The sequence below is a fragment of the Rhizobium sp. N731 genome (genome assembly GCF_001664145.1).
GTDB lineage: Bacteria > Pseudomonadota > Alphaproteobacteria > Rhizobiales > Rhizobiaceae > Rhizobium > Rhizobium esperanzae.
The window spans coordinates 301,491-319,643 of sequence record NZ_CP013601.1 but is presented as its reverse complement, the minus strand read 5'-3'; the positions used below and the strand labels follow the sequence as shown (position 1 = coordinate 319,643).

Annotated in this window: 20 protein-coding genes; 14 read left to right on the top strand and 6 right to left on the bottom strand. The window is 62.0% G+C overall.

The window, feature by feature from the left end:
* Positions 1–263: 263 nt before the first annotated feature.
* The gene (locus AMK02_RS31600; RefSeq protein ID WP_189637027.1) at positions 264–431 is read right to left on the bottom strand and encodes a hypothetical protein; all 168 of its coding nucleotides are present in this window, start codon (positions 429–431) and stop codon (positions 264–266) included.
* Here AMK02_RS31600 and AMK02_RS01595 point away from each other — a divergent pair.
* From AMK02_RS01595 to AMK02_RS01570, 6 genes are all read left to right on the top strand, one after another.
* Entirely contained in the window at positions 373–735 is a 363-nt protein-coding gene (locus AMK02_RS01595) for a septal ring lytic transglycosylase RlpA family protein (RefSeq protein ID WP_064800378.1), read from the top strand. The genes AMK02_RS31600 and AMK02_RS01595 overlap by 59 nt on opposite strands.
* 150 nt (positions 736–885) lie before the next feature.
* Positions 886–2,175 (top strand): RsmB/NOP family class I SAM-dependent RNA methyltransferase, encoded by a 1,290-nt coding sequence (locus AMK02_RS01590; RefSeq protein WP_064800377.1) that lies wholly within the window; start codon positions 886–888, stop codon positions 2,173–2,175.
* A gap of 198 nt (positions 2,176–2,373) precedes the next feature.
* Complete coding sequence (locus AMK02_RS01585) at positions 2,374–3,651, top strand: imelysin family protein (RefSeq protein WP_064800376.1); 1,278 nt, start codon at positions 2,374–2,376, stop codon at positions 3,649–3,651.
* A 44-nt stretch (positions 3,652–3,695) separates the two neighbouring features.
* Positions 3,696–5,234, top strand: a complete 1,539-nt coding sequence (locus AMK02_RS01580; protein ID WP_064800375.1) for a di-heme oxidoreductase family protein — start codon at positions 3,696–3,698, stop codon at positions 5,232–5,234.
* The gene (locus AMK02_RS01575) at positions 5,234–6,334 is read left to right on the top strand and encodes an imelysin family protein (RefSeq protein ID WP_064800374.1); all 1,101 of its coding nucleotides are present in this window, start codon (positions 5,234–5,236) and stop codon (positions 6,332–6,334) included. Before AMK02_RS01580 ends, AMK02_RS01575 begins: the two co-directional genes overlap by 1 nt.
* A gap of 4 nt (positions 6,335–6,338) precedes the next feature.
* Entirely contained in the window at positions 6,339–7,436 is a 1,098-nt protein-coding gene (locus tag AMK02_RS01570) for a DUF1513 domain-containing protein (RefSeq protein ID WP_064800373.1), read from the top strand.
* Here the strand turns inward: AMK02_RS01570 and AMK02_RS01565 are convergent.
* Positions 7,418–8,494, bottom strand: a complete 1,077-nt coding sequence (locus tag AMK02_RS01565) for a DUF2252 family protein (protein ID WP_064800372.1) — start codon at positions 8,492–8,494, stop codon at positions 7,418–7,420. The genes AMK02_RS01570 and AMK02_RS01565 overlap by 19 nt on opposite strands.
* Before the next feature lie 232 nt (positions 8,495–8,726).
* Here AMK02_RS01565 and AMK02_RS01560 point away from each other — a divergent pair, with 232 nt between their 5' ends.
* The 3 genes from AMK02_RS01560 (at position 8,727) to guaA (ending at position 11,489) form a co-directional block, all read left to right on the top strand.
* Positions 8,727–9,176 (top strand): PaaI family thioesterase, encoded by a 450-nt coding sequence (locus AMK02_RS01560; RefSeq protein ID WP_010028223.1) that lies wholly within the window; start codon positions 8,727–8,729, stop codon positions 9,174–9,176.
* Positions 9,173–9,811, top strand: a complete 639-nt coding sequence (locus AMK02_RS01555) for a 5'-methylthioadenosine/S-adenosylhomocysteine nucleosidase (protein WP_004673906.1) — start codon at positions 9,173–9,175, stop codon at positions 9,809–9,811. Before AMK02_RS01560 ends, AMK02_RS01555 begins: the two co-directional genes overlap by 4 nt.
* A gap of 115 nt (positions 9,812–9,926) precedes the next feature.
* Positions 9,927–11,489 (top strand): glutamine-hydrolyzing GMP synthase, encoded by a 1,563-nt coding sequence (guaA, locus tag AMK02_RS01550; protein WP_064800371.1) that lies wholly within the window; start codon positions 9,927–9,929, stop codon positions 11,487–11,489.
* A 54-nt stretch (positions 11,490–11,543) separates the two neighbouring features.
* Here guaA and AMK02_RS01545 read toward each other — a convergent pair whose 3' ends face one another.
* Complete coding sequence (locus AMK02_RS01545; RefSeq protein WP_064800370.1) at positions 11,544–12,245, bottom strand: helix-turn-helix transcriptional regulator; 702 nt, start codon at positions 12,243–12,245, stop codon at positions 11,544–11,546.
* A 102-nt stretch (positions 12,246–12,347) separates the two neighbouring features.
* Between AMK02_RS01545 and AMK02_RS01540 the strand changes: the two genes are divergently transcribed.
* From AMK02_RS01540 to AMK02_RS01530, 3 genes are all read left to right on the top strand, one after another.
* Positions 12,348–12,746, top strand: a complete 399-nt coding sequence (locus tag AMK02_RS01540) for a VOC family protein (protein ID WP_064800369.1) — start codon at positions 12,348–12,350, stop codon at positions 12,744–12,746.
* 172 nt (positions 12,747–12,918) lie between these two features.
* Positions 12,919–13,449 carry a dihydrofolate reductase family protein gene (locus AMK02_RS01535; protein ID WP_064800368.1) on the top strand — a complete coding sequence of 177 codons (531 nt, stop codon included), beginning with the start codon at positions 12,919–12,921 and terminating at the stop codon, positions 13,447–13,449.
* Positions 13,450–13,647: 198 nt separating this feature from the next.
* On the top strand, positions 13,648–14,139 hold the full coding sequence (locus tag AMK02_RS01530) for a GNAT family N-acetyltransferase (protein WP_189636991.1): 492 nt from the start codon (positions 13,648–13,650) through the stop codon (positions 14,137–14,139).
* Between the two features lie 84 nt (positions 14,140–14,223).
* Here the strand turns inward: AMK02_RS01530 and AMK02_RS01525 are convergent, their stop codons facing one another.
* The 3 genes from AMK02_RS01525 to AMK02_RS01515 form a co-directional block, all read right to left on the bottom strand.
* Positions 14,224–14,769, bottom strand: a complete 546-nt coding sequence (locus AMK02_RS01525) for a YbhB/YbcL family Raf kinase inhibitor-like protein (RefSeq protein ID WP_064800366.1) — start codon at positions 14,767–14,769, stop codon at positions 14,224–14,226.
* Between the two features lie 41 nt (positions 14,770–14,810).
* Positions 14,811–15,662 carry a helix-turn-helix domain-containing protein gene (locus AMK02_RS01520; protein WP_064800365.1) on the bottom strand — a complete coding sequence of 284 codons (852 nt, stop codon included), beginning with the start codon at positions 15,660–15,662 and terminating at the stop codon, positions 14,811–14,813.
* A gap of 197 nt (positions 15,663–15,859) precedes the next feature.
* Positions 15,860–16,756, bottom strand: a complete 897-nt coding sequence (locus tag AMK02_RS01515) for a LysR family transcriptional regulator (protein WP_064800364.1) — start codon at positions 16,754–16,756, stop codon at positions 15,860–15,862.
* 103 nt (positions 16,757–16,859) lie between these two features.
* Between AMK02_RS01515 and AMK02_RS01510 the strand changes: the two genes are divergently transcribed.
* Complete coding sequence (locus AMK02_RS01510; protein WP_406869899.1) at positions 16,860–17,258, top strand: Atu4866 domain-containing protein; 399 nt, start codon at positions 16,860–16,862, stop codon at positions 17,256–17,258.
* Between the two features lie 43 nt (positions 17,259–17,301).
* Positions 17,302–18,153 carry an oxidoreductase gene (locus AMK02_RS01505; RefSeq protein ID WP_189636990.1) on the top strand — a complete coding sequence of 284 codons (852 nt, stop codon included), beginning with the start codon at positions 17,302–17,304 and terminating at the stop codon, positions 18,151–18,153.

Genomic DNA, 18,153 nt, shown 5'->3' with positions numbered 1-18,153 from the left:
ACATGAGTAGGAAATTCCTACTTTCCGTAACTCTACGCACAATTCTCGCTGCATATTATGGTTAACAGCCTTTGAATTTGCTCAAATGTGGCAGCAAATATGGCGAAGGCAGAAAAAAAATTTCGTGATTTCCGTGAGAACCGCGCGACCTAAAACTTCGTCGGAAAATTCATTTGAATTTTAGCTGATTCCATTGGGTTTTTTCTACGTGCTGCCGCACGAGGCAAATTCCGAAATTTTATCAATAGCATCACAAATGTTACTCACTGTAACATTCCGTGATCACACGCGGCACTTTTTTGCCATTTTTCGACGGATTTAAGCCCCGCCGCCTGCAAGGGCGCGCGTTCAATAGTTGAGGGATACTCCGTTTTGAAGAAAATCAGCCGTTCTATTATCGCTGCCGCAACTATTGCAGCCTTCTCTTCCATGCTTCCGGCGGAAGGTTTTGCTGCAAATGGCTGCGGCGGTGCTTCATGGTACGCTCTTCACTCCAAAACTGCTTCCGGAGAACGTATGAACCCCGCCGTCTTGACTGCCGCGCATCGTTCGCTCGCATTCGGCACCAAGGTGAAGGTCACCAACCGCAACAATGGCCGCACCGTCGTCGTCCGCATCAATGATCGCGGTCCGTTCATTCGTGGACGCGTCCTCGATCTGTCACGCGCCGCCGCACAGAATATCGGCATGGTGAGCTCCGGCACGGCGAAGGTCTGCTACCAGGTGATCAGCTAAGCCCGGAGCTTGCAACCGCCTGCGCCGTCAGCGGCGCTTGCTCTTGCCGTCAATCGCGGTTACCACGCGGTTGAGACTTGTGAACAATCCGCCCCGCGACTGTCGCGGCTGACAGGATCCTTCGCAGGCATGGCAACAGGAGACTTGTGAATGCGTCTGGGCGGCCGCCTCGAAGGGGCGATTTCTGTGCTCGCGGACATCGATGCCCGCAAGCGGCCTGTCGCCGACGCGCTGAAGGACTGGGGCCTCGCGCACCGCTTCGCCGGTTCCGGCGATCGTGCGGCGATCGGCAACATCGTCTACGACGCCTTGCGCATGCGGCTTTCGCATGCCTGGCTGATGGATGACGACAGCGCTGCGGCCATTGCCCACGCCGTCATGTTCCGTCAATGGGGCTTTACCCCAGACAGTCTTGCCGCCGAACTCGCCGACGACAAGTTTGCGCCGGCGCCACTTTCACCCGAGGCCGCAACCGCCTTTGCGAGCCGCTCGCTCGACGATGCGCCACCGCATATCCGCGGCGATATTCCCGAATGGGTCCAATCCTCCTTCGAACAGGCTTTCGGTACGGGCTGGCTCGCCGAAGCACAGGCGCTCGCCGCCCGCCCGACGCTCGATCTGCGCGCCAACATCCTAAAGGCTTCGCGCGACAAGGCGGTCAAGGCGCTCGAAAGAGCCGGCGCGCATGCGGCGAAGATCGCCCGCTACGGCATCCGGATTGCCGCCGGAGAAGGCGCCTCGCGCCTGCCAAACGTGACAGCCGAGCTTTCGTTCCAAAAGGGCTGGTTCGAAGTCCAGGACGAGGGTTCGCAAATCGTCGCCGATCTGGTGCTCGCGCGCGATGGCGAACAGATCCTCGATTATTGCGCCGGCGGCGGCGGCAAGACGCTCGCCATGGCCGCCGCCATGCAGAACAAAGGCCAGGTTCACGCCTACGACGCCGACCGCAAACGGCTGGCGCCGATCATCGAGCGGCTGAAGCGAGCGGGAACGCGCAATGTCCAAGTGCATGACGACGCCAGAGGGCTCTCCGGCCTTGCCGGGCGCTGTGACAAGGTGCTGGTCGACGCGCCCTGCACCGGCACCGGCACATGGCGCCGCCGCCCCGACACCAAATGGCGGCTGACGGCGAAGAACCTCGATGAACGCACCGCCCAGCAGCAGGACGCGCTGGCGCAGGCGAGCGGCTTCGTCAAACCGGGCGGCGAACTGATCTATGTCACCTGCTCGGTGCTGCCTCAGGAAAATGAGGAACAGGTGCGCCGCTTTACGGCCGGGAACCCTGATTTTGAGATCGTCAGCGCCCTGCCCGTCTGGGATGGCCTGTTCGGAAAACAGGCGCCGCGTCCGCACTCTTCCGACGGTCTGACGGTGACGCTGACGCCCGCCTCCACCGACACGGACGGCTTCTTCTTCTGCCGCATGCAGCGCAAGGGCTGACGCCCCGCGACAGCCGCTGACTGGAGCTTGCCGTTTCGGCGGCATGAAGGTGGTGATTTTCAGCCAAATGGGCCTGAAAAACCAGAGTGTGCTGGCCCGCGCCCTTCTTAAAATCATTCCAAACTAGAGCGTTTGACACCAGTTTACTTTTGCGCGAAGAGACGGAGCCCGACGGAAGATCCGTCACAGGAGAGGATTATGAAGCTCAACAGCAAATTCCGCGCAGCCGTGCTGGCGATTGCCCCCGCAGCCCTGCTCGCCCTTCCCGCGCAGGCCGCGACCGATGCTAGCGCCGTGGTGAAACATTATGCCGAGGTGGCGCACGCCAAATACGAGGACTCACTGACGACTGCCAAGGCGCTCGATACCGCCATCGACGCTTTCCTGAAGACGCCGACCGACGAGACGCTGAAGGCCGCCAGGGATGCCTGGATCAAGGCGCGCGTGCCCTACCAGCAGACTGAAGTCTACCGCTTCGGCAATCCTGTTGTCGACGAGTGGGAAGGCAAGGTCAATGCCTGGCCGCTCGATGAAGGCCTGATCGACTATGTCGATTCCTCCTACGGCAGCGAGAGCGACGAAAACTCCCTCTATGTGGCCAATGTCATCGCCAACAAGACGATCAAGATCGACGGCAAGGATGTCGACGCCTCCAAGCTGACGCCGGAATTCCTCTCCGGCACGCTCGCTGAGGCCGGCGGCATCGAAGCCAATGTCGCGACCGGCTACCACGCCATCGAATTCCTGCTCTGGGGCCAGGATCTGAACGGCACGGGACCCGGCGCCGGCAACCGCCCGGCCACTGATTACGATCTCAAGAATTGCACGCACGGCAATTGTGACCGGCGCGCCGAATATCTGAAGTCCGCCTCCACACTGCTGGTGTCGGACCTGCAGGAAATGACCGACAACTGGAAGCCGGACGGGGCTGCCACGAAAAATCTCGAAGCCGATCCGAAGGCCGGCCTCGTCGCGATTCTGACCGGCATGGGTTCACTCTCCTATGGCGAGCTTGCCGGCGAGCGCATGAAGCTCGGCCTGCTGCTGCACGATCCGGAAGAAGAGCATGATTGCTTCTCCGACAATACCTACAATTCGCACCTCAACGACGCCATCGGCATCGCCGCCGCCTATACGGGCAACTATACGCGCGTTGACGGCACCAAGCTCAGCGGCCCGTCGCTGCACGACCTCGTGGCCGCCAAGGACAAGGCGCTCGATGCCGAGCTGGAAGGCAAGCTCAACAAGACGCTCGATGCAATGAACGCCATGGCCAAGCGCGGCGAGACGGTCGAGAAGTACGACCAGATGATCGCCGAAGGCAACAAGGACGGCAACGCCGTCGTCCAGGCCGCCATCGACGGGCTGATCGACCAGACGAAATCGATCCAGCGCGTTATTGCCGCACTCGATCTCGGCGCGGTTCAGCTTGAAGGTTCCGACAGCTTGGATAATCCTAACGCCGTCTTCAAATAAGCAAAAAGGCGGGCCGCTCTCAGTGGAGCGGCCCGGACCCTGAAATGTCGCATGCCTCGGCCCGCCGATTGATCGCCAGCGTAGCGCTCTGCGCCCTGCTTGCCGGATTTTCCGCAACGATTGCCGCCGGTTTCGATCTGCCGACGAAACGCTCCGATCTTTCCGAGGCCGATCTGAAGCGCGTCACCGATGTGACCCGGCCGACCGCGGATTTTTCCAAGGCGGAACAATATGAAGCGATGCAGGCCGGGGCTACGACCTCGATCGATCCGGTCAGCGAAGACAGTTTCTCGCATATTTCGGCCAACGTCCCCTTCGAGGAAGAGCAGAATTTCAAGCTCGGTAATGCGCTGTTCCGCAAGCTCTGGGTTTCCTCGCCCTCCTCGACGCAGGCCTCCGACGGGCTCGGGCCGCTCTTCAATGCCCGTTCCTGCATGAGCTGTCACGTCAATGACGGCCGCGGCAAACCGCCGGAAGGAGGCCCAAGCGCCGTGTCAATGTTCCTGCGGCTTTCCCGCGCAGCCAGGACGCCGGAAGAAGAAAAGGCGATCGCGAACGCTGACATCCTCAATTTCCCCGATCCGGTTTATGGCCATCAGCTGCAGGATCTTGCCGTTCCCGGCCTTGCCGCCGAAGGCCGGATGACGATCCGCTATGATGAGGAGACGGTAACGCTTGGCGACGGCGAGGCCGTGTCGCTGCGCCGGCCGCATTACGCTGCGCCCAACCTGGCCTATGGACCACTCGATGCTTCGACAACGATCTCGGCGCGTGTCGCTCCCGCCATGATCGGCCTCGGGCTGATCGAGGCGATCCCCGAGGCCGATATCCTTGCCCATGCCGACCCTGGGGATGCCGATGGCGACGGCATCTCCGGCAAGGCGGCTGTCGTCCGCGATCATCGCAGCGGCGAGATCGCGCTCGGCCGGTTCGGCTGGAAGGCGCAGAATGCTACGGTGCGCGACCAGAATGCGGACGCCTTCGCCAATGATATCGGCATCTCGACCCCCGATCACCCCGATGCGCATGGCGATTGCACCGAGGCGGAGAAAAAATGCCTCGTTATGCCGACCGGCGTGCAGAAACGGCTGGGCGAGGAAGAAGCGCCGGGTCCCATTCTCGATCTCGTGACCTTCTATTCCGAAAATCTTGCCGTTCCGGCGCGCCGCAAGGCGAGCTTCCCCGAGACGCTGAAGGGCAAGCGGATTTTCTACGAAACCGGCTGCATTTCCTGCCATGTGCCGAAATTCGTCACCCGCAAGGATTCGCTTGAGAAGGCGCAATCCTTCCAGCTGATCTGGCCCTATTCCGACTTTCTCTTGCACGACATGGGCGAAGGACTTGCCGACGGGCAGCCGGTCGGACTTGCAAGCGGACGTGAATGGCGCACACCACCGCTATGGGGTATAGGACTGACCCGGACGGTCAGCGGACACAGCTTTTTTCTGCATGACGGCCGTGCGCGAAACGTCACCGAGGCGATCCTGTGGCACGGCGGCGAAGCTGAAAAGGCCCGCAACGCTTTCTCCGCCCTGTCAAAAGACGACAGGGCGGCCCTGATTACATTCCTGGAGTCACTTTGATGCGCCTTTGGCACCCTCTGCTCTGCCTCACTCTGATCGGCCTTGCCACATCAGCGGCCGCTGAGACCGCCGCTTCTCCGGCGGGGCTGAACGAGGATGCCGTTCCCGCCGTCATGCAGCGCGCCGTCGACGAAGTGATCCGCCCGGGCTATCGCAACATGCAGCAATCGGCCGCCCGGCTGACGACGGCGATGAAGGATCTCTGCGAGGCCGGCACGCAGCAGACGCTCGACAAGGCGAAATCGGCCTTCGACGATACGATCCGCTACTGGTCGATCATCGAGATCGTCCAGACCGGCCCCGTCATTCAGGACAATCTCTTCGAGCACATCCTGTTTTATCCCGACCGCAAGGGCGTCGGCCTGAAGCAGGTGCAGGCGCTGATCGCCAAGGCCGATCCGAAGGATGCGACGGTCGATGCGATCGCCGGCAAGAGCGTGGCGCTGCAGGGGCTGACTGCGCTGGAATACGTGCTTTACGGCAACGGTTCGGAAAGCCTCGTCGGGCAGAAGGGCGGCTTCCGCTGCCTTTACGGCGCCGCCGTCGCCGGCAATATCCAGCGCGAGGCCGGCGAAGTCGTCGCCGCCTGGGAAAAGCCGGACGGGGTACAGGCGAGCTGGAAACATCCCGGCCCGCAGAGCAATGATTTCATGGACAACAAGGAGGCCGTGACCGCGCTGCTCGGCATTCTCGTCCACGGCGCCGAGAATGTCCGCGATCAGCGGCTGGAACAGTTTTACAAGGGCAAGGATAACGCGCCGCGGCCGCGCATGGCGATCTACTGGCGTTCGAAAAATACCTGGAAGTCGATGGCCGCCAATCTGGAGGGCCTGCGCACGCTCTGGCAGAAGGCCGGCATGGCCGAGCTTCTGCCGCCGGACAAACGGTCGATTGCCGCTTCGATCGACGAAGACTTCAAATCCCTGCTCGACAGCGTGCCGAAACTCAACCCCGATATAGACGCCGCCACCAGCGATGCGGAAAAGGCCAAGCTCGACACGCTTTTGGCCGAAAGCCGTGCTCTGATCACCCGGATCAGCGACGACTATGGCGCGGCCATCGGACTTTCGGCCGGCTTTTCCTTTTCGGACGGAGATTGAAGCGATGATGCGGAGCGCCCTGATCAATCGACGCAGTTTTGTCAAGGCGGCAGGAATCGGCTTCCTTGCAAGCCTGGCGCCGAGGTCGCTGTTGGCGCTTGAACGGGCCGATGCGGTCTACGCCTCGGGCATTCGCACGGCAAACGGTTCCTTTGCGATTGCGACCGTGACCGAGCACGGCGAGATCATTGATCAGGTGGCGCTTCCCGCCCGTGCCCACGGCATGGCCTTCAGCGCCGCGACCGGCAAGACCGTCGCCTTCGCGCGCCGGCCGGGCACCTATGCGATGATCTTCGATCCACGAGATAAGGGCGAGCCGATCGTCATCAGTTCCAGGGAAGACCGCCATTTTTACGGGCATGGCGTCTTCTCGCCCGATGGCCGGATTCTCTACGCCAGCGAGAATGATTTCGACGGCAATCGCGGCATGATCGGTCTCTACGACGCCACCAACCGCTTTGCTCGCATCGGCGAATACGAGACCTATGGCATCGGTCCGCATGACATGACGGTTTCTGATGACGGACGCCTGCTCATCGTCGCCAATGGCGGCATCGAGACGCATCCGGATTTCGGCCGCACCAAACTCAATCTCGGGGCGATGCAGCCGTCGCTGGCGCTGATCGATGCGGCAACGGGCGCCTTGATCGAAAAACACGTGCTGCCGGCCGAATGGTCGCAGTTGTCGACCCGCCACGTCGACCTCGACGGCGAGGGCCGCATCTGGTTCGCCTGCCAGTACGAAGGCCACCGCAAGGACCTGCCGCCGCTGGTCGGCCGTTTCGCCAAAGGAGAGGATCTTTCCTTCGTCGCGCTGCCGGAGGAGACGACGCGCAGGCTTGCCAACTATGTCGGGGCGATCGCCGTCAACCGCAGCGAAGGTCTCGTCGGCATCACCTCGCCGAAGGGTGGCGCCTCGGTGACCATCGACGCAAAAACGGGCAAGGTGCTGGCCGAGAGCGCCGTTCCGGAGGCCGCCGGCATCGCGCCGGCAAGAGATGGCTTTGCCGTCTCCTCCTATGACGGCGATTTCCTGGCGATCCGCAGCGATGTCGCCTGGGATCAGCACATTGTCCGGATCTCTCAGCGGGCGCGCGCATAGGCCTTCTGCTCGGCGCTGACGCTCGACGCCGCGGCCCTCGCCGCCTCATGCAGCCATTCGGATCCCCGGGCCTGTAAATCCTTCAGAATCGCTGCGGCGGCGGCCGCATCGTTGGAATGGCAATTGGCGATCTCGGAACCCATCAGTTCGAGCATTGTCGGCGAAAGCAGGATCTCCGGATGCTTGTCGATTTCGATCTTGCGGCTGTTCGGCGAGAGCCGGCGCACGAGGATGCGGTCGCAGACGCGATAATGAGGATCGGCCGCGCGCGCCCGGCCGGCGGCGATTTCACCCGCACGGATCGTCCCATCAAACGGCCTGTGGTGAAGCGACCAGACCGAGGACACCAGCGCCTTCGCCTCGCGCAAGACCGGCCCACCCTGCCATTCGGCATAGGCGACGAAGCGCGGGCGGGCGAGGCTGCCGGTGCCGGCGCTGCGCGGCTTGGCCGTGAAAGGTCCCGATCCCGATGGCAATGCTTCGGAAAGGGCCTCGATATAGGCAGCCGGCGCCTTCGTCTTGCCCGGAGCCAACATCTCGTATTTTTCCCAGAATTCCCGCCGTTCCGAATTCGGCAGCATCAGCGCCTTGCGCAGCCATTTGTGGTCGCGTTCGAGGATGACCGGCAGCGGATTTTCAAGGCCTCTGCGGTAACCGCCGAGGATCAGTTCACCGATCATGCGAACCGAGGGACCGTCCTCCCCGGGCGCCAGGATGGCGCTTGCCGCAAGGCGAACGAGATCCAGCGCATAGGGCATCACCGCCGCATCGTCGAAATCATTGACGCCCCAGACGAGCCGGCCCTCGCTATCGCGCCAGGTGCCGAAATTCTCCAGATGCGTATCGCCGATCGCCAGCACTTCGGGCGCGCGGCCGAGCTCCGGGCAGATATCGAGGATGATCTCGCACCAGCGCCAATAGGTGGCACGCAGGAAGACGAAATCGTCGCTGCGCATCTTCTCGTGCTTTTCCAGGAGATCGTCCTTGACGAGATCGCCGCCGAGCTCCCCGGTCAGCCAAGTCTCGAAATTCCGAACCGATTGCGATATCGTCGTCATAGCGCCGGCGCTCCCCTATTTCGAGACAGGATGCCGGAGAATACCCGCTGCGCGCGAAGCTGCAATCGTCTTCGCAGGAGGCCGGCAACGGTTTGCGCAACGACGGCACGGCGAAAGGTTGCGCTGGCGACACGGCTTGAGGTTTCCATCGCCCACCGGTTCGATTTCAGCAATGTCCAGCTTGTCGAATCCGGCCCGCCATGCCACTTTCCCGGCTTCGAGAGGGGTAGCCATGAGTGAGACTGACAGGGGCGATTTCCGCGCGCGAATCCGCCGCAACTTTGCGCGCCAGGCGGCGATGCAGACGATCGGCGCGGAGCTGACGCGCGTCGAGCACGGCGTCGTCGAGATCGAGCTTCCCTTCGACATCAAACTGACGCAGCAGCACGGCATTCTGCATGCGGGCATCATTTCCGCCGCGCTCGATTCAGCCTGCGGCTTTGCCGCCTACAGCGTCATCGACCCGGAAGCCTCGATCCTGACGATCGAGTTCAAGGTCAATCTCATGTCGCCGGGGCGTGGCGAGCGCTTCCTCTTTCGCGGCGAAATCACCAAGCCGGGCTCCACCATCATCGTCGCCGACGGGCGAGGCTACGCGATCAGCGACGGGCCGGCGAAACTCATCGCCTCCATGACCGGAACGATGATGGTCATCCGCGGCAGAGAAGGAATTACAGGATGAAGTTCGAACTGAAATCGGTCGCCGGAAAATCCATGCTGTTCGTAATGGCGGCGGAGGCCGAATACGGCCCGTTTCTGCGGTCGCGCATCGAACCCTTGATGACCGGCGTCGGTCCGGTCGAGGCAGCGGTGGCGCTGACCAAGACACTGGCGCGGCTCGACGCTGCCGATGATCTGCCGGATCTCGTCGTTTCGCTCGGCTCGGCCGGTTCGGCAAAACTGGAACAGACGGAAATCTATCAGGTAACCTCGGTTTCCTACCGCGACATGGACGCTTCGCCGCTCGGCTTCGAAAAGGGCCGGACGCCCTTCCTCGACCTGCCGGCGACGCTCGAGCTGCCGCTGCGCATTCCTGGTATTGCCGAGGCAAGTCTTTCCACGGGCGGCAACGTCATCTCGGGTGCCGCCTATAGCGACATCGACGCCGACATGGTCGATATGGAGACCTATGCGGTGCTGCGCGCCTGCCAGGGCTACAAGCTGCCGCTGATCGGCCTTCGCGGCATTTCCGACGGTGCGGTCGAGCTGCAGCATATTTCCGGCTGGACCGAGTATCTGCACATCGTAGACCGCAAGCTGTCCTACGGCGTCGACAGCTTGTTCACGGCGCTGGAGGACGGGGTTTTCTGGTTCTAGGCCCTGAAAAACCGCACGCCTTTCCCGACGCGCGAGGGACAATCGGAACAATAAAAACCCGATGCCGCCGATTTCCCGGATTGCAAGGCGAAGCGCTTTTCTTTAAAGCCTCGCCATGACCCACACAGCACATCCCGACTCCGTTCTCATCGTCGATTTCGGCAGCCAGGTGACCCAGCTCATCGCACGACGCGTGCGCGAGGCCGGCGTCTATTGCGAAATCGTTCCCTTCCAATCGGCCGAAGAGGGCTTCAAGCGCCTGCAGCCGAAAGCCGTGATCCTGTCCGGCAGCCCTGCTTCGACGGTCGACGAGGGATCGCCGCGGGCGCCGCAGATCATCTTCGACAGCGGTCTGCCGGTCTTCGGCATCTGTTATGGCCAGCAGACGATGTGCATGCAGCTCGGCGGCAAGGTCGAAAGCGGCCATCACCGCGAATTCGGCCGCGCCTTTCTGGATGTCGACAAGGATTGCCAGCTGTTCGAAGGCCTCTGGTCCTCCGGCTCGCGCCATCAGGTGTGGATGAGCCATGGCGACCGCGTCACGGCGCTGCCCGATGGTTTCAAGGTGGTCGCCACCTCTTCCAATGCGCCCTTCGCCTTCATCGCCGACGAGAAGCGCAAATATTACGGCGTGCAATTCCACCCCGAGGTCGTGCATACGCCTGACGGCGCCAAGCTGATCGGCAACTTCATTCACAATGTCGCCGGCATCAAGGGCGACTGGTCGATGTCGGCCTACCGCCAAAAGGCGGTCGAAGATATCCGCAAGCAGGTGGGCGACAAGCGCGTCATCTGCGCGCTTTCGGGCGGCGTCGACAGCTCCGTCGCAGCGCTCCTGATCCACGAGGCCGTCGGCGACCAACTGACCTGCATCCTCGTAGACCACGGCTTGATGCGCAAGGACGAGGCGGCCAACGTTGTCGCCATGTTCCGCGAGCATTACAATCTGCATCTGCTGCATGTCGACGCTTCGGACCGTTTCATCGGCGAACTCGAGGGCGTCAGCGACCCTGAAACGAAGCGCAAGATCATCGGCCGGCTCTTCATCGAAACCTTCGAGGAAGAGGCAAAGAAACTCGGCGGCGCCGATTTCCTCGGCCAGGGCACGCTCTATCCCGACGTGATCGAGAGCGTTTCCTTCACCGGCGGCCCGTCGGTGACGATCAAGTCGCACCACAATGTCGGCGGCCTGCCGGAGCGCATGAACATGCAGCTCGTCGAGCCGCTGCGCGAACTCTTCAAGGACGAGGTGCGCGCGCTCGGCCGCGAACTCGGCCTGCCCGACAGCTTCATCGGCCGCCATCCCTTCCCTGGTCCGGGCCTTGCGATCCGTTGCCCCGGCGGCATCACCCGCGAGAAGCTCCAGATCCTGCGCGAAGCCGATGCGATCTATCTCGACGAAATCCGCAAGGCCGGCCTCTACGACGCCATCTGGCAGGCCTTCGCCGTGCTGCTTCCCGTCCAGACGGTCGGCGTCATGGGCGACGGGCGCACCTATGAATTCGTCTGCGCGCTGCGCGCCGTCACCTCAGTCGACGGCATGACCGCGGATTTCTATCATTACGATATGGAATTCCTCGGCCGCGCCGCCACCCGCATCATCAACGAGGTGCGCGGCATCAACCGTGTGGTCTACGACGTCACATCGAAGCCGCCCGGCACGATCGAGTGGGAGTGACGGACCCGAGGCGGCAATAGCGACGTCTTCGCGGTTATTGCCGCACGCCGGCGATTAGTGGCCGGACCGGGAGCGCTGCGCCTCGCGCCATCGCTCCCAGCGGCGACGCAGGTCGCCCTTCCGCAGGCCGTTGGTCGCCTCCAGCACCTCGATCTCGATCATGCGATCGGTTCGGAAGTGACGGAAGTCCTGCCTCAGCTCGCACCAGGCAACAATCAAGCGCGTTGCTTCACCGTAACCGAGGATGATCGGCCACACGATCCGCTCGGTCTCCTCCGCAGTATCGGATCGATAGCGCAGGCGAAGCTTTCGATCTTCACGGATCGCACGGCGCAGTTCGTTCGAGTCAACCATGTCCGTCGGAACGATCCTGCCAGGCTTTGCTCCAACGCTTGGCTCGGCGATGTATGGACGCAGCCTTTCGGGAATAACGGCAGCGATCTTGCTCAGTACGTCCTGCGCCGCTGCGGTTAACGCCTTATCGCCGCGTGTTGCGACCCATTGCGTACCCAGCACGATCGCCTCGATCTCGTCGGGCGTCAGCATCAAGGGCGGCATGTCATAGCCGGGATCGAGCACATAGCCGAAGCCGGCTTCTCCGACGATCGGGACGCCTTGGCCGATCAGGTCGGTGATATCGCGATACACCGAGCGCCTGGACACTTCGATTTCCTCGGCGATAGCCGCGGCAGTCACCGGCCGGTTCGTACGGCGCAGGATCTGAATGATCTGAAACAGGCGATCGGCTCTGCGCATTGCTGTTGACTCCTGTTGCCATAATGCTGGCAACAGGCCTGTGCGACAAGGCCCGCAGCGATGCCGCGCGCAGCTCTGCGGTCCTGTCGAAAGGGAAAACTCATGAAATTTGCCTCAATCCGGCTGATCGCCGCTGATATCAAGGCTATGGTCGGCTTCTACGAAATGGTCACCCTGCAGTCGGCCGAGTGGTTGGCGCCGGTCTTCGCCGAGATCGTCACCCCTTCGGCGACACTCGCCATCGGCAGCGTGGAAACCGTTTCGCTCTTTAGAGAAGGCAGCGCCGAGGCCGCTGCCAACCGAACGGCGATCATCGAGTTCATGGTGGACGATGTCGACGCCGAATATATCAGGCTGAAGGATAAAGTCGACCTTGTTCATGCGCCTAAACTGATGCCGTGGGGCAATCGTTCGGTGCAGTTCCGCGATCCGGAAGGCACACTTGTCGCGCTGTTCATGCCGGTCACCGATCCGGCAAAGAAGCGCTTTGCATCACGATAGGCTCCTAGCCCCAACGCGATATGGGCACGTCCGCTGCGCGCCCGATTTGTCGTTCCCGCAAGTGGTTCACCTCCGAAAAACTGACTGCAATTCACAATCAGTCGATCTAAGCTTTGACGATCGCGCAACGCAATCCGACTGCAGGCGTATGAACCCTCGAAAGGAAGTGAGCATGGCCAAGCTCGTGTTCGGAATGAACCAGTCCCTGGACGGCTATGTCGATCACATGGCGTTCGGGCCAAGCCCCACGCTCTTCCGTCACTTCGTCGAGTCGACGCGGAGGCAAGCGGGCAGTGTCTACGGTCGGCAAATGTATGAGATCATGCGTTACTGGGATGACGATCATCCTGAATGGAACGCAGACGAACGCGACTTCGCGGCCGCCTGGCGAAACCAGCCGAAATGGGTCGTCTCGCGTTCGTTGAAATCGGTCGGTCCCAACGCCAGGCTGGTCGAGGGCGATCTTGAGAGTGCGATCCGCAAGCTGAAAGCCGAAGGCGACGGAGAGATCGAAGTGGCCGGCCCGGACCTGGCGCGAAGCCTCACCGATCTTGGCCTGATCGACGAGTATATTATCTATCTGCATCCCGTTGTGCTCGGTCACGGCAAGCCCTATTTTGCCGGACCCCGACCGCCGCTGCGCCTTATTGCTAATGACCGTGTTGACGAGAATGTGATCCGGTTGGTCTACGTTCCAGCTTAATTTCCCGAAGGGGGAAAGACGCGTGCTAGGATGCTCGCGGACTTCTCATTCGCACTTTCGTTTGTAGGAGAAGGCCTTTGTTTGCCGTCGCAACGATCCAGAACTCACCGGCTGCGGCGGTAGGGATAGAGGTGCTCGGCATATCGGCTGAGAACTGATCCCCATTATTGCCCGGCCTTAGCGCGCCCATACGGGTGCATGTCTAATGTCGAGAAGAACATGATCATCGAACTAACGCCTATTGATTTTGACGCGCTGCTGAAGGGCAGCGCGCCTCTTAACCTGCGCCTTGTCCCCGACAGCGCGATTGCGCCTCCTGAGGTATTGGAGATGCTGAGCCGCCTTGCGGCCGACATCGGCGCGGCATTCTCGCCGTCGGCCTGGATGATCGTGGAGGAGGATGAGGTTGTCGGTCTCTGCTCCATCGTCAGAATGCCACGAGATGGAAACATCCGTATCGGCTATGGCATTGCGCCTTCCCGCCAGGGCCGTGGATGCACGACGCGGGCCATAGGGCAGTTGCTGGCCTGGGGACGGAGCGATCCTCGTGTGGCGCTGCTCTCTGCGGAGACAGGGATCGGGAACATCGCGTCGCAACGTGTTCTCGAGCGCAACGGGTTCACCCGCACCGGCGAGCGCATCGATGCCGAAGACGGTCCGTTGATTTGCTGGGAAGCCGTGACGGGTTAATTTGCCTGGAGGACGAGCAGGCATGGCCGGCCAAGGTTTCCTTGGCCGGCCGCGTTCTGCAGCGACAATGGCTGTCCGACGGCATCAGCGGCCGTAGGTGACCTCGATCGAGGCCTTGTCGAGCGTATTTGCCCGGACATAATAGCCAACCATCGCGCCCGGTGCCGTCTCGGGAAGCGGCAGCTTATCCACCGACAGCGCGTAGACGGTGAACTGGTAGTGGTGTGGCGCATCGCCGACTGGCGGGCATGCGCCGCCATATCCTGGCGTACCGAAATCCGTATGGCCCTCGACCGCGCCTGGGGGAAGCTTCTTGTCTCCGCTGGCGCCGGTGGCAATCTTCGAGGCGTTTGCCGGAATGTTGAACACCGACCAATGCCACCAGCCCGAACCGGTCGGAGCATCCGGATCGTAGACCATCACGGCGAAGCTCTTGGTTCCCTCTGGAGCGCCCGACCAGGTGAGTTCCGGCGAGATGTTCTTGCCCGTGCAGCCGAAGCTGTTGAAGACCTGCGCATCGGCCATGGTCTTGCCTGATGTCAGATCTTTCGAAGTGAGCTTCATTTCGGCTCGGGCGGCCGTGGCGCCACAGACGGACGCGGCCAGAAGTGCTGCTGTTATAAGACGCATGTTGTTTTCCTGCGGTTGATGATGCGGGAAAACTACCGTTGTCACGGCAGCGCATCTGCCCCGCTATGCTCAACTTCTGCCCCGATCCGCTCAAAACGCTCAGCTCCGCCCCGCACATGGCGCGGATTGACGCCGAACCGCTCTTTGAACCGTGCCGAAAATTGCGACGGCGAATCGTAACCGACTTCGAGCGCCACCTGTGCCATCGGCAGGGTTGTGGTTTGGATGAGGGCGAGGGCGCGATTCATCCTTGTGTCGCTCAATATCTCGCTGAAACTTGTCTTTTCGGCGGCGAGCTTACGCCGGAGCGTCGCTTCGCTCATGTTTAAGGCGCGCGCCGCGTGCCCCAGCGTCCAATCGAACGCCGTATCACTTTCAATCATCTGCCTCAGTCGATCCTCGAGCCGAGGACTTTCGCATCGGCCGAGCACCGCGCCGCAGAGCGCGAACCAGGTGATCAGCTCCATCAAACGCGCCTTGGCAATGGCGCCGGGAAGCCTCGTCAGGTTGCCGGGCTGACAGCAATAGGCAAACAATGCCGCCGCTTCCTCCGGCAGGTTCGAGGTACTTGCCGGGAGCGGCCGCGAGGGGACGGCGATCGAACCCATGGCGATATAGGCATCCTCGAAGAGCTGTCTTGGAACAGGCAGCGCCAGGGTCTGATACTTCTGCGGCGCCTTTGGAATGTTCTCCATCGTCAACGGCCGATAGTCGGGCAGCAGGGCATAAGCGCCCGCCTCAAGACGCAAAGCCTTGTCATCCGCCATGACGATCTTCGTTCCCGACTGCACCTGGATCAACAGGGGGCTCGTATTGACGAGACGAAAAAAGCAGGCCCGCCCACCCTGGCGGATCAGGGCCCTGGTTGGAATGTGAAAGACGTCGTCCAGCATATGGTCTCCGGCAGCATAAGCCATTGGGAGCGGAAGGGATTACGCGCACCTCAATACGGGACGCCGCTGGCCGCTTCCGCTCGCTCAGGAACCGGAATTAGCAAAAGCGCGTGACAGGGGCAATCTTAGCGGGGCGCAGCGACCAGTTGGCAACCGCCGAATTTGCTTGGTGAAGATCCGCCGTGGCGATGGATCGCCTACCGCTTGCCGGACCTCTTGATATGCTCAACCAGCGCCCGCAGCTTCAGCGGTTGCCGCTCGCGCCTGGGATAGTAGAGATAGAAACCCGGAAAGGGCGGGCAGAAATCCTCCAACAGCGGCATGAGCTCGCCGCGATCGACATAGGGCGCAAAGGTTTCCATCATCCCAAACGTAATTCCGGCCCCGGCGCGGGCCATGCGGATCATCACTCCCATGTCATTGGTCGTCACCACGGGATCGACGGCGACGTCGAAGTCGCGGTCGTTCTCCGTGAACTCCCAGCGATAGGGCGCGGTATCCGGGCGCGGCCGCCATCCGATGCAGGCGTGGTTCTGCAGGTCGCGGGGATGGCGAGGCGAACCGTGACGCTCGAGATAGCCTGCCGATGCGGCGGCGCATTGTCTCTGTGGAGACGAAACCGAAATCGCGATCATGTCCTGCTCGATCACCTCGCCCAGTCTCACACCAGCGTCGAAGCCGGCTTCGACGATGTCGAATTCGTCGTCGGTGATGGTGATATCGAGCTTGATGCCGGGGCAGGCCTGCAGGAATCCTGTCAGCAAAGTCCCGGACAGGAAGCGCTCGGCAATGGAGGAAACGGTGATCCGCAGCAGCCCGCTCGGACGCGCCTGCATGTCGCGCACCGTCTGCATCGCATCCCTGACCTGGCGCATCGAGGGGCGAACCGCCTCAAGGAAGACTTCGCCGGCCTCGGTCAGGCTGACGCTGCGCGTCGTGCGCTGAACCAGCGGTGCGCCAAGCCGGTCCTCAAGACGCTGCAGGGCCTGGCTGACGGCGGAGCGGGTCACGCCGAGACGCTCGCCGGCGAGCCGGAAATTCCGCGCCTCCGCTACGGCGAGAAAGACTGAAATGCCTTCGAGATCATCGGCCATTGGTTAGCAATGCTAACCAAGTCATCCGGCATTGGCAACTTAATCGCGCGGCTCGCCAAGATTATCTTCCAGTCGAGGTCGAGGCATGGCCTAGCCCCAAGTGCTGCCCCGCTTCGAAAGGAAGAGCGATGCAAAAGTTTTCCAGCAGCCCAGTCTGCATCTCTTCACCGCCATCATTCTGACCGGCACGGCGATGCCGGCGTGGTCGGCCGACGCCTCGAACGAGCGAAAATCCAAGTTCCAACAGCCAAGCGAGAACACCATGCAGCAGCATCCCTATGTCGGAATGTGGGTCACCGACGACGGCGGCGTCCGACACGAACTCCTGCCCGACAATCGTTACGACGAGGCCCGCGGAAGCCGGGAGAGCGCCTATCGCGGACGCTACGAAGTCACCGGAACACATATCGAATACTGGGACGATACGGGCTTCACTGCCGACGGCGATTTCGTCGACGACAACACGCTCCATCATGGCGGCATGGTGCTTCGCCGCAAATGACCCGCCCGCACACCGAAAAGGCCGCATAGGACGGCCGGAAAGGATGACGACCATGTCTTCCACCACACCCATCTGGTTTATCACCGGTGCATCATCCGGCCTCGGCCGGGCACTCGCCGAAGCGGTCCTGGCACGCGGTTGGCGCGCTGCCATTACGGCGCGCAGGCCCGATACGCTCGGCGATCTCTCGGCAGCGCATGGGGAGCGGGCGCTGGCCCTCGCCCTCGACGTGACGGATGGCCGCTCCGTCGCTGCTGCGGTCCGCGACGCCGAGGCGCATTTCGGCGCCATCGATGTCCTCGTCAACAACGCCGGCTACGGATATCTCTCGGCAATCGAGGAGGGCGAGGATGCCGAGATCCGCGCTCAGTTCGAGACCAATGTCTTCGGCTTGATCGCCGTTACCAAAGAGGTTCTGCCCGGCATGCGCTCACGCCGGCAGGGGCATATCTTCAACGTCTCCTCGCTTGGCGGGCTCGTGGCCTTCGCCGCTACCGGCTACTACCACGCCACCAAGTTTGCGGTCGAAGCCCTGTCGGAATCGCTGGCTCATGAGGTCGGGCCGCTTGGCATCCGCGTGACGATCCTGGAGCCCGGCGGCTTCCGCACGGATTGGGCCGGCCGCTCGATGGTCGAATCCAGAACAATCATCGAAGACTATGCCGAGACCGCCGGCAAGCGGCGCCAGGCCACCCGCTCAATCTCCGGCAAGCAGCCGGGCGATCCCGCGCGCGCGGCAAGCGCAATCATATCGGCCTTCGAGGCGGGCGAACCGCCGCTGCGCCTGCTGCTCGGGGCAGCTTCCCTGAAGATCGCCCGCGATCGGCTCGATACGCTGCGCTCCAATTTCGATGCCTGGGCGGAGACAACGCTCAGCGCCGATTTTCCGAACTGA

Bases quoted from the DNA above. Each gene is read 5' to 3' on its own strand.
- AMK02_RS31600 (WP_189637027.1), bottom strand. From the start codon at position 431: ATGGAAGAGAAGGCTGCAATAGTTGCGGCAGCGATAATAGAACGGCTG.
- AMK02_RS01590 (WP_064800377.1), top strand. From the start codon at position 886: ATGCGTCTGGGCGGCCGCCTCGAAGGGGCGATTTCTGTGCTCGCGGAC.
- AMK02_RS01585 (WP_064800376.1), top strand. From the start codon at position 2,374: ATGAAGCTCAACAGCAAATTCCGCGCAGCCGTGCTGGCGATTGCCCCC.
- AMK02_RS01580 (WP_064800375.1), top strand. From the start codon at position 3,696: ATGTCGCATGCCTCGGCCCGCCGATTGATCGCCAGCGTAGCGCTCTGC.
- AMK02_RS01575 (WP_064800374.1), top strand. From the start codon at position 5,234: ATGCGCCTTTGGCACCCTCTGCTCTGCCTCACTCTGATCGGCCTTGCC.
- AMK02_RS01570 (WP_064800373.1), top strand. From the start codon at position 6,339: ATGATGCGGAGCGCCCTGATCAATCGACGCAGTTTTGTCAAGGCGGCA.
- AMK02_RS01565 (WP_064800372.1), bottom strand. From the start codon at position 8,494: ATGACGACGATATCGCAATCGGTTCGGAATTTCGAGACTTGGCTGACC.
- AMK02_RS01560 (WP_010028223.1), top strand. From the start codon at position 8,727: ATGAGTGAGACTGACAGGGGCGATTTCCGCGCGCGAATCCGCCGCAAC.
- AMK02_RS01555 (WP_004673906.1), top strand. From the start codon at position 9,173: ATGAAGTTCGAACTGAAATCGGTCGCCGGAAAATCCATGCTGTTCGTA.
- guaA (WP_064800371.1), top strand. From the start codon at position 9,927: ATGACCCACACAGCACATCCCGACTCCGTTCTCATCGTCGATTTCGGC.
- AMK02_RS01545 (WP_064800370.1), bottom strand. From the start codon at position 12,245: ATGCGCAGAGCCGATCGCCTGTTTCAGATCATTCAGATCCTGCGCCGT.
- AMK02_RS01540 (WP_064800369.1), top strand. From the start codon at position 12,348: ATGAAATTTGCCTCAATCCGGCTGATCGCCGCTGATATCAAGGCTATG.
- AMK02_RS01535 (WP_064800368.1), top strand. From the start codon at position 12,919: ATGGCCAAGCTCGTGTTCGGAATGAACCAGTCCCTGGACGGCTATGTC.
- AMK02_RS01530 (WP_189636991.1), top strand. From the start codon at position 13,648: ATGTCTAATGTCGAGAAGAACATGATCATCGAACTAACGCCTATTGAT.
- AMK02_RS01525 (WP_064800366.1), bottom strand. From the start codon at position 14,769: ATGCGTCTTATAACAGCAGCACTTCTGGCCGCGTCCGTCTGTGGCGCC.
- AMK02_RS01520 (WP_064800365.1), bottom strand. From the start codon at position 15,662: ATGCTGGACGACGTCTTTCACATTCCAACCAGGGCCCTGATCCGCCAG.
- AMK02_RS01515 (WP_064800364.1), bottom strand. From the start codon at position 16,756: ATGGCCGATGATCTCGAAGGCATTTCAGTCTTTCTCGCCGTAGCGGAG.
- AMK02_RS01505 (WP_189636990.1), top strand. From the start codon at position 17,302: ATGACGACCATGTCTTCCACCACACCCATCTGGTTTATCACCGGTGCA.